This is a genomic window from Psychrobacter sp. 16-MNA-CIBAN-0192 (genome assembly GCF_040309565.1).
Lineage (GTDB): Bacteria > Pseudomonadota > Gammaproteobacteria > Pseudomonadales > Moraxellaceae > Psychrobacter.
In genome coordinates, this window is the sequence record NZ_JBEOOX010000268.1 from 1 (window position 1) to 271 (window position 271).

Consider the following 271-nt stretch of genomic DNA (forward strand, 5'->3'; position numbering starts at 1 on the left):
CAGTATGCCCAAAGCTGACTTCGAAACTTTCGATAATCTCACTTAACCCTGATAGCGCAAACTCTAAGCGCATAAAGTATTGTCCGCCTTCATGAGCGGTTGAATACTGATCAAGGGAGATTATATTACCGCCATAGCGATGGATAAATTCTGATACGGCTTGGACAATACCAGCCTGATCCTTGCATTTGATCAAAAGCGTGGCAGTATCAATAGCAGGATTAGCGCCAGAGGTTTTAGAAGATGAAACCGTTATTGTAGTGTCTGATGT

At 42.8% G+C, this 271-nt stretch carries 1 protein-coding gene; it reads right to left on the bottom strand.

All coding sequences use genetic code 11. The annotated features are described in order from the left end of the window. A partial coding sequence (locus tag AAEY78_RS13205; protein WP_502943775.1) for an ACT domain-containing protein occupies nucleotides 1–256 on the bottom strand: 256 nt, incomplete at its 3' end. Between the last annotated feature and the right edge of the window lie 15 nt (nucleotides 257–271).